At 72.3% G+C, this 9,511-nt stretch carries 6 protein-coding genes; 5 read left to right on the plus strand and 1 reads right to left on the minus strand.

The features are described from left to right. Positions 1 to 113: 113 nt before the first annotated feature. From D7Y11_RS08625 to D7Y11_RS08645, 5 genes are all read left to right on the plus strand, one after another. Positions 114 to 1,331, plus strand: a complete 1,218-nt coding sequence (locus D7Y11_RS08625) for a VWA domain-containing protein (RefSeq protein WP_126933449.1) — start codon at positions 114 to 116, stop codon at positions 1,329 to 1,331. A gap of 247 nt (positions 1,332 to 1,578) precedes the next feature. After that, positions 1,579 to 2,433: an ImuA family protein gene (locus D7Y11_RS08630; protein WP_120575388.1), complete on the plus strand. Its 855-nt coding sequence runs from the start codon at positions 1,579 to 1,581 to the stop codon at positions 2,431 to 2,433. A 20-nt stretch (positions 2,434 to 2,453) separates the two neighbouring features. After that, on the plus strand, positions 2,454 to 3,989 hold the full coding sequence (locus tag D7Y11_RS08635; protein WP_126933450.1) for a DNA polymerase Y family protein: 1,536 nt from the start codon (positions 2,454 to 2,456) through the stop codon (positions 3,987 to 3,989). Positions 3,990 to 4,047: 58 nt separating this feature from the next. Then, the gene (locus D7Y11_RS08640; RefSeq protein WP_120579563.1) at positions 4,048 to 4,581 is read left to right on the plus strand and encodes a hypothetical protein; all 534 of its coding nucleotides are present in this window, start codon (positions 4,048 to 4,050) and stop codon (positions 4,579 to 4,581) included. A 37-nt stretch (positions 4,582 to 4,618) separates the two neighbouring features. After that, positions 4,619 to 5,593 carry an NAD-dependent epimerase/dehydratase family protein gene (locus D7Y11_RS08645; protein ID WP_126933451.1) on the plus strand — a complete coding sequence of 325 codons (975 nt, stop codon included), beginning with the start codon at positions 4,619 to 4,621 and terminating at the stop codon, positions 5,591 to 5,593. Between the two features lie 87 nt (positions 5,594 to 5,680). On the opposite strand, the gene D7Y11_RS08650 is transcribed toward D7Y11_RS08645, so the two are convergent. After that, the coding region (locus D7Y11_RS08650; RefSeq protein WP_126933452.1) for a CARDB domain-containing protein at positions 5,681 to 9,511 on the minus strand (3,831 nt) is incomplete at its 5' end.

Here is a 9,511-nt window from a genome sequence, read left to right on the forward strand (position 1 = left end):
CTCCTCTATGTAACGGCCCAGAAGTCTCGCGTCCGGTGAAGGGGTGGGGCATGCTTGCCCCCTCTCACGCCTGATGCGGTGCGCGAGCGCGCGTCCCCGCACTGGAGGACGATGTGAAGCTCCACACCTGCGCCCACCTGATGTCGCTGTCCGCGCTCCTGGCGCTCGGATGCCACTCCCCCGTGGATGATGACGGCTCCACGGTCCCGGACACCTGCGAGGCGAGCCCTCCGTTGGTGGCCCCCCAGAAGACGGACATCCTCTTCGTCATCGACAACTCCGGATCCATGAGCGAGGAGCAGCAGGGCATCGCGACGGAACTGCCCGCCTTCCTGGCCGCGCTGAAGGAGGGCAACGGTGTGTCCCAGGACTTCCGCGTGGGGGTCATCACCACCTCCGTGTACCAGCGCCAGCGCTTCGCGGACGGGGCGGACGTCATCCGCTCCTTCCCGGATCAGGAAGGCCGGCTGCGGCCGGTGAGGGACGAGGCGAACCTGCCCACCGCCGAGCGCTTCATCGAGGGTTCGGATCCGCTGCTGCTGCCCAAGTTCCAGCGGCTGGTGGACCAGGGAACCTCCGGCAGCGGTCAGGAGGCGCCCTTCGAGGCGGTGCGGCTGGCGGTCGCTTCGCCCCTGGCCACCCAGCCCCTGGCGGAAGGGGGCAACGGAGGCTTCCTGCGGGACGACGCCCGCCTGCTGGTGGTGGTGGTGTCCGACGAGGAGGACTGCAGCTCCACGCAGCGGCCGCCCCCGGTGGCGCTGGGCGAGGACCGGGCCGTGGACTCGTGCACGGAGCAGGGGGACAAGCTGACGCCGGTGTCGGAGTACTACCAGGCCTTCCAGAGCCTGCGTGACAGCCAGGGCGCGTCGCGCGAGGTGCTGTGGGCGACCATCGGGCCGGTGGCGGTGACGGACAAGCGCGCGGAGCTGATCGTGGACACGACGAGCGGCACCACCTACGTGCGCAACGTCGACTGCCCGACGTCCTACGGGCCCGGCTACCGGCAGAGCGACATGGCGAAGGCGTTCGACGCGACCCGGGCGAACCTGGATTCCATCTGCAAGACGAGCTACCAGCAGACGCTGCTGGACATCGCGGACCTGGCCACGGTGGCGCAGAGCGTGGCCGTGGTGAACCTGCCGGATCCGCGGCTCGCGGTGGTGAACGTCACGCGCGCGGATGGATCCGTGCAGACGTGCACGGCGGGCAACGGCGACTTCCGCTACGAGCCCCCCAGCGGCGACCGCTCCGCGCGCATCTTCTTCCTGGGCCCGTGCCTGCGGCGCGTGGGCGACACGAAGGTGGAGGTGAAGGTGCTGTGCGCCGGATAGCCCGGGGCTGATCCGCCGCGCATCACCCGAAGGGCCCCGCGAAGGACGCGGGGCCCTTTTTCGTGGGCCCGCACGTGACCTGTCATGTCCGGTGCCAAAAAAAGAATGCGCGCGGATCCGCCTCCTTCCGTCGAGCGGAGCACCCGACGCGACAGGTCCGATGCGCTCGGAATGCAGCCTGTTCGGGTGTCAGAGGGCTTCGGATACTGGCCCCATGCGCGCGCGGTGCGCGAGGCGAGGAGGCCACATGGGCGCGGCGGTCGAACGGTCGGGGTTGGCGGTGGTGGAGGAGCTGCGCGAACGGATCCGCCAGTTGCAGGCGGCGCCCCGTCGCGCGCTGTCGGTGCTGCGCACGGGCGTGGACGCGGTGGACGCGCTGCTGCCTCAAGGTGGCCTGCCGTTGGGGCACTCCGTGGAGCTGTGCGGCGAGGCGGCGTCGGGGCGCACCAGCCTGGCGTTGCGAGCGGTGGCGGCCGCGCACCGGGAGCTGCGCTTGTGCGCGTGGGTGGATGGTCCGAAGGAGCTCTATCCCCCCGCGGCGGCGGCGCTGGGCGTGGACCTGGAGCGGCTGCTCGTCGTGCGGCCCCAGGCCTTCGCGCAGCGGGTGTGGGCCGCCGTGCAGCTGGCGCGCAGTGGTGCCTTCACGGCGGTGGTGGTGGATCTGACGCTCGGCGTGGGCGCTCCGGGCCGTCCGGAGCGGCTGGCCCTGACGGAGGCGCGCAAGCTCGCGGACGCGGCGGCGCGAGGCGGGACGCTGGTGTTGCTGCTGACGTCGCCGGAGGCGCCCGCGGACGGTCTCGCGCGGCTGCGACTGGAGGCCCGGGGCGTCCAGGGCTGGTCCGTGGAATTGGAGCGCAGCCGGGGCGGAGGCGTGGGGACGCGCGTCGTGAGCCCCTGGCGGGAGCTCTACCCGGAGGTGGGGCTGGATGCCGGAGCGCGGCTGCTGGACGCGGACGTGGAGGCGTCAGGGGATGCGGGGCCGGACTTCTACCGGGACCCCGCCGACCGCGTGCGCAACGGCATGGGCATCCTGGGTCAGCGCCCCGGCCGGGACGCGCCCATGCCTTCGCTGGGGAGCGCGCTGTCCCCGGCCGGCCGCTGACAAGAGAGAGAGGGTGGGCCATGCGGAGGGGCTACCTGCACGTCACGCGCTTCCCGGTGCAGCGCAAGGTCATTGAGTCTCCCGCGCTCGCGGGCCAGCCGCTGGTGCTGGTGGAGGAGGTGCGCGGCCAGCGCCGGGTGGTGTTCGCCTCCACGCGCGCGCTGAAGGCCGGCGTGCGGACGGGGATGACGCTGACGGCGGCCACCGCGTTGGAGCCCGAGCTGCGGAACTTCCCGTACCGGTTGAAGGACGAGGCCCAGGCGCTGGCCGCGCTGGGGGAGTCGCTGCTCGGCCTGTGTCCTGGCTTCCAGCGCGACGCACCGGACGGGCTGTGGTTCGACGCGAGCGCGGCGCACCTGGTGGGCGGCGAACGGGAGTTGGGCGCGCGCGTGCTGGAGGTCTGCGGCGAGCAGGGCTACCGGGCGCACGTGACGGTGGCGTCGGAGGCGTTCACCTCGCGAGTGCTGGCGCGGTATGGCTCCCAGCGGGTGGCGGTGGTGCCGGAGGGGCAGGGCGCGCGAGCTCTGGCGCCCCTTCCGATGGGCGCGCTGGAGGACTCGGCGGCGAAGGCCTTCACCGTCCTGGGGCTGTCCACGTTGGGAGAGGTGGCGGCGCTGCCGGCCGGGGCGGTGACGGCGCGAGGAGGCGCCGGTGCGGCCCGGGTCCATGCGCGGTGCCGGGGCGTGGACGACACGCCCTTCACGCCGGATCCGTTGGAGGAGGCGCTGGAGGATCGGGTGGTGTTGGACGCGCCCGCGGACACCTTCGAACCCGTGCAGTTCGCGCTCAAGACGCTGCTCGACAGGCTGGGCGCGCGGCTGTCCGGGCGGCAGCGGGCGGCGGTGCGGCTCACCTTCGTGCTGCGCCTGGACCCCACCGGCGAGGCCCAGGTGCCGCTCCTGCTGGCGCGGCCCACGGCGCAAGCGAAGCTGCTGTTGGACCTGGCTCGGCACCGGCTGGGGGAATTGCGACTGGAGCGGCCAGTGGCGGAGGTCTCCGTGCGGGTGGACGCGCACGACGAGGACCTGGGCCAGCAGCTGGCGCTGGGGGACGCGCCGGAGGGGGACGCGGCCCTGGAGGGCGTGCTGTCGCGGCTGGCGACGACGCTGGGCGAGGGGGCGCTGTTCGCCGCGTCCCTGGAGGCCGTGCACCGGCCGGAGTCCGCGCATACGCCCCGGGCCTTCCATCCTCCAGAGGCGCGGCGCGGTCTGCTGTCCCCGTCGGGCCCGCTGGCTCCGGCGCCGGAGTCTGCCGCGCCCATCACCGTCTGGCGCGAGGCGGGGGCCGCCCGGGAGCGGCCGTCGCGGCTGCTGGCCCAGCCGGCCCGGCTGGACGCGGAGGTGACGGCGTCCGGGGAGATGCTGGCGGCGCGGATCGCGGGGCGGCGGCACCGGGTGACGGCGATGGCGGGGCCGGAGCGACTGGGTGGCGAATGGTGGACGGACACCCCGTACCAGAGGGACTACTACCGCGTGCACTTCGAGGGGCTGGGGCCCGCCTGGGTGTACCGGGACGGGCGGGACGGGGACTTCTACCTGCAGGGGCTGTTCGATTGAGGGGTAGGCGGGTGCGGTCGGGGTGGAGGCCCCGCCGCTTGTGGCCTAGCGTGACGGCATGCGCCCCGCACGACTCCTCCCGCTGCTGCTCGTGTCCCTCGTCCTTCCGGCCTGCGCCGCACGGCAGGTGCGCCCGGAGGGGAGCATCCGCAAGGTGGTGGTGGTGGCGGGCTCGCGCGTGGACGTGCTGCCCACGGGCACGTTCCGCCAGGACATCATCGGGGAGAGCAACCCGCGCACGGTGCTGGCCCGCCAGACGGAGGCGGAGCTCCTCTCGCGCGGCTTCGAGGTCGTGGCCACGCGCCAGTCCCAGGCCCCGGTGCCGCTCACGGACGAGGTGTCCTCCTTCGTCCAGCAGAACAAGGCCGAGGCCGCGGTGGTGGTCATCCTGGACTGGCTGGACGTGTCCGGCGCGACGGTGCTGGGCCGGGTGGACGTGGTGCTGCGGCTGGGCATGGTGGACCCCACCGGCCAGGTGCTCTGGACGGACACGTTCCGCTCGCAGCCCGTGGTGAGCGCCTACCAGTCCGCGACGGACTGGAACTCGTTCCTGCGCCGGGCCGTCATCGACGCGGTGCAGGTGGTGCCGTGACGGTGGTCGTCCCTCCTTCGCGCGTGACGAGGGGGGCATGCGGGTCCTGGTGACGGGCGCGGCGGGCTTCATCGGCGCCCACGTCTGCGAGCGGCTCCTCTCCCGGGGCGACACGGTGGTGGGCCTGGACGCGCTGGACGCGGCTCCTGGGGACGTGGCGCTGCGGCGCGCGCGCCTCCAGCGGCTGTCCGGCGCGCAGGGCTTCACCTTCCTGTCCGGGGACATCACCGACGCGGCCCGGCTGGTTGAAGCGTTCACGGCCGCGCGTCCGGAGGGCGTGGTGCACCTGGCCGCGCGGGTGGGCGTGCGGGCCCCGGACGCGGAGGCTCCGGCGTACGCGGACACCAACGTGACGGGCTTCGTGCGCGTGCTGGAGGCCTGCCGCGAGGCGCGCGTCCAGCACCTGGTCTACGCGTCCTCCAGCTCCGTGTACGGCGCGTCCACGCCCGCTCCGTTCCGCGAGGACGCGCCCGTGGATCAACCGCTCAACCTCTACGGCGCCACCAAGCGCGCCAACGAGTTGATGGCGCACGCGTACAGCCACCTGCACCGGCTGCCCACGAGCGGCCTGCGCTTCTTCACGGTGTACGGGCCGTGGGGACGCCCGGACATGGCGCCGCTGCTCTTCCTGCGCGCGCTGGCGAAGGGTGAGCCCCTGCGGCTGCACGGCGACGGGCGGATGCGGCGCGACTTCACCTTCGTGGATGACGTGGCGGAGGCCGTGCTGCGCGTGCTGGACCGGCCTCCCTCGGGGAGCCCGCCGCACCGGCTTCTCAACGTGGGCCACGGCGAGCCGGTGGCGCTGGGGGACTTCGTGGGCCTGCTGGAGCGGCACTGGGGCACGAAGGCCCGCGTGACGTCCGTGCCTTCGGCGCCCGCGGAGATGGTCTCCACGTGGGCGGACACCTCGCGGCTGGAGGCGGAGACGGGCTTCAGGCCGCGCGTGTCCGTGGACGCGGGCGTGGCCCGGTTGGTGGCGTGGTACCGCGAGTGGAGCGGCACCGCCCGCTGAGGCCTGCGCGAAACGGCGGCGGGCGCCGCCCGGGGCTCGTGAAGACCCCGGCCGACGCCCGCGTGTCCTACGTGCGGCGTGGAAGCGCTACGGCAGCACCGCGAGGAAGTTCTCGACGAAGGCGTTGTTGTCCTCGCGCAGCTCCGTCACCGACCGCTGCGAGTCCACCAGCGCGCCCAGGTAGAACAGCCCGGAGCCCTGGTAGCCGGGCAGCGTGTCCGCGGTGATGAAGAGCTGGCGCGTCGTGCATTGCCCCACGGACAGAGAGTCCACGTCCACATCGCCCAGGGTCACCTGGGTGGAGGAGGACGGCATCTCGTCCGGGAACGCCAGGGTGGGCTGGGTGGAGAGGAGGAGCTTCACCTGGCTGTTCCATCCCGAGGACTGCGTGCCCTGGTTGCAGACCTTCACGGTGGTGGAGAACATCTCGCCCCAGCGCACGGCGAATGGCGCGGTGACTTCCGTGACGACCAGGTCCGGCCCGTACCCCACGCCGATGCGGCCCCGCACGAAGGCGTTGTTGTCCGTGCGCAGTTCGTCGTTGGGAGACCCTGCGCGAATGAAGGCCCCCACGAAGAGGGGCGCTTCCGGATCCGCCGGTGGATTGGCGTTGAGGGTGCCTTCGCGCGTGACGCACGCGTTCTCGGGGAGGGACGGAATCTCCACCGCTCCCGCCAGGGACACGCTGGAGGCCGGATCTCCACCGGGGAAGGTCAGCTCCGGCGGCGTGGACGACGTGGAGAGGAAGAACTCCACCGTCTGGGTGGAAGAGGGCTGAGTGCCCTGGTTGCAGACGGTGACGGGGACCTGGGCCTGTCCATAAGGCTCGAGATTCTCCGGCCCGCCCATCGCGGTGATGACGAGGTCCGGCGCGTTCCCCACGCCGACGCGCGGCCCGACGAAGGTGTTGTTGTCCTTACGCACCTCTGGGGCAATCCAGTACCGGTCCACGGTGGCCCCCACGTAGTACGTGAGCGGATCCGCGCTCGTGTACCCGTAGAAGTTGCCGGTCACCGGCAGGGTGAGGCAGGTGTGCCCGGCCAGATTGGGGATGACGAGCTCGCCCAGGAACTCATCGGGGGGCACCTGGTTCGCGCCGCCCTGCGGAGGCAGGGACAGCTGGGGATGGGGCAGCAGTTGCAGCGTCACCGGCAGGCTGTCCCACGAGGCCAGGGAGCCCTGGTTGCAGACGGTGACGGTGGCGGTGAAGGACTGGCCGTGCCGGATGCTGGCGGGCGCCGTCAGCGCGGTGATGATCAGGTCGGCCCCCGACCCCACGCCCAGGCGCCCCTTCACGAAGACGTTGTTGTCCTCGAGCAGCTCCGTCCGGCCCTGGAACGGATCCACGACGGCGCTCAGGTACAGGGGCTGCTCCGGTGACGCTCCCGAGGGCCGGTCGACGGACACCATCCCCATGGCGCTCACGCACTGTCCGGCATCGAGCGGCGCGACGTTCAGGTACCCCGCCATGAACTGGTTGGGATCGTTGGGGGACGGCGGCGGTGAGCCCGGCGGAGGCAGGTTCCAGGTCTCCTCCGTGGACACGACGAGCGCCACCTCGGTGGAGTTCACGGGGTCGGTGCCCACGTTGCAGACGCGCACGGTGGCGGCGAACGGCTCCCAGGGCGCGACGGTGGAGGGTGCCTGCACCGCGGTGACCACCAGGTCCGGCCCGTAGCCCACGCCAATGGCGCCCGCCACGTAGGTGTTGTTGTCCCAGCGCAGCTCCTGCGGCATCGCCTCCCGGTTGACGACGGCCCCCAGGTACAGCGGGCGGAACGGAACCGCGTCGGGCGGTGCATCCGCCCACCCGGAGATCTGCCGCGTGGTGCAGGCCCCCGCGCCCAGCGACGGCAGGGACGCGTCACCCACGAACCTCTGGCCGCCCATCGGCATGGGCGGGAACGCCAGCGGATCCGGCGCCGGCAGCGTGTCGTCCACGCTCAAGTAGACCGCCACGCGCGCGCCGCCACTCAGCGGCCCCGTGCCCACGTTGCAGACCTTCACCTTGCTGGTGAAGGTCTCCCCGGGCCGCACGCTGGCGGGCCCCTGGAACTCGGTGATGACGAGGTCCGGCCCGTTGCCCACGCCGACGATGCCCGCGGCGAAGCCGTTGTTGTCCACGCGCGGCTCGAACTGCTGCATGTCCACGACCGCGCTCAGGTTCAGGGGCCGCTCGAACGGCGAGAGCATCGAGTCCACCGGACGCGAGGCCTGGAACGTGGAGCGCTGGGTCGTGCACTGCCCGGCCGCCAGCATTGCGTAGGCCTGGGCGCGGCCCTGGAAGGCGTAGGCCCGCGGGAGCTCCGCGAACACGGGGGGCGCCGGATACGGCCGCGACACGGGCGGCGCGGTCTCCGTGGAGAGGAACAGCGAGACCCCGTAGCTATACACGGGGGCCGTGCCCTGGTTGCAGACCGTATAGGTCGCGCTGAAGGGCTGGCCGTCCTGGAGGTCCGCGGGGGCGCGCACGTCGGTGATCACCACGTCCGCGTCCGATCCCGTGCCCACCAGTCCCTGGATGAACGTGTTGTTGTCCTCGTCCATCTCCTGGACGTTATGGACCGTGTCGATGGCCGCGCCCAGGTACAGGGGCTGACCCGGCTGCGCCTCCATGGGCAGGTTGCGGTAGGCGTTCACCTGCACCGTCTGGCACTGGCCGGCGGGGAGGTAGGTCACGTCCGCTCCGCCCACCGGGGCCTGGGTCTGCGTAGGGTAGGGCCCATACAACGGCGCGAGCGTCACCGAGGCTTCCGTGGAGAGGAAGAGCTCCAGGTGGGCGTAGCCAGACAGGTTGGCCGTGCCCACGTTGCAGACCTGCGCCTCGACGGGGAACGAATAGGAATCCGGGAGGTTGGTGGGGCCCTTCAGCGACCGCACCACCAGGTCGGGGCGATAGCCCTCGCGCACGGTGCCCTTCGTGAAGGTGTTGTTGTCGTCACGCAGCTCCGGGACGTACTGCAGCCCGTCCACGCGCGCGCCCAGGTACAGCGGACCGCCATGCTGGAAGGCCGGGGGCGGGAATGTGACGCCGAACACCGGCAGCGTGACGCACCGTCCCGCATCCAACCCCGGCGCCTGCGCCTGGCCGACGAAGGACTCCGTCAGGGCGCCGGGCTGCTGCGAAGCAGGCAGCGGGGACTCCGTGGACAGCAGCACGTCCGCGCGTACATCCATGGCCCGGTCCGTGCCCACGTTGCACACCGTCACGGATCCGGAGAACGAGTGCCCCGGGCCGATGTTCGTGGGCCCCGTCATGTCGGTGACCACCAGGTCGGCCTTGTCGCCCACGCTCAGCCGGCCCGCGACGCGCGTGTTGTTGTCCTCGCGCAGTTCGGGGTGCTGCTGCCGCGGGTCGATGATGGCGCCCACGTACAGCGGCTGCCCGGGCTGGGTGGCCGCCGGGGGACTCTGCGGGAACGCCTGCGTCCGGACCGTGAAGCAGCGGCCCGCCTCCAGCGGCGGCACGGGGACGATGCCCATCGGCGCCTGGACATCCACCGGCGCGCCTGGCGTGGGAAGGCTCAGGGTGTCCAGCGTGGAGATGTAGAGCTCCGCCTCGGAATAGGGCGACTCCTCCGTGCCCACGTTGCAGACGCGCACGTCGGCGAGGAGGGGCGTTCCCGGCCGGACGCTCGCGGGCATGTGCACTTCGGAGACCACGAGGTCCGGGCCCAGGCCCACGCCCATCAGGCCGCGGACGAAGCCGTTGTTCGTCTCATCCAGCTCCGTCACGGACTGCCCCGTGTCGATGCTGGCGCCCAGATAGAAGGCGGTGCCGGGCTGCCCGGGGGGCAGCTGCGCGTTGGCGGTCACGGTGCGCGTGACGCACTGGTGGGGCTCCAGCGGCCCCACGTCCTTCTCGCCCACGGTGACCTGCTGGGTCGGGGGTGGAGCGTTGGGGTCGGGCACCTGCTG

Source organism: Corallococcus sp. AB018 (genome assembly GCF_003986945.1).
Lineage (GTDB): Bacteria > Myxococcota > Myxococcia > Myxococcales > Myxococcaceae > Corallococcus > Corallococcus exiguus.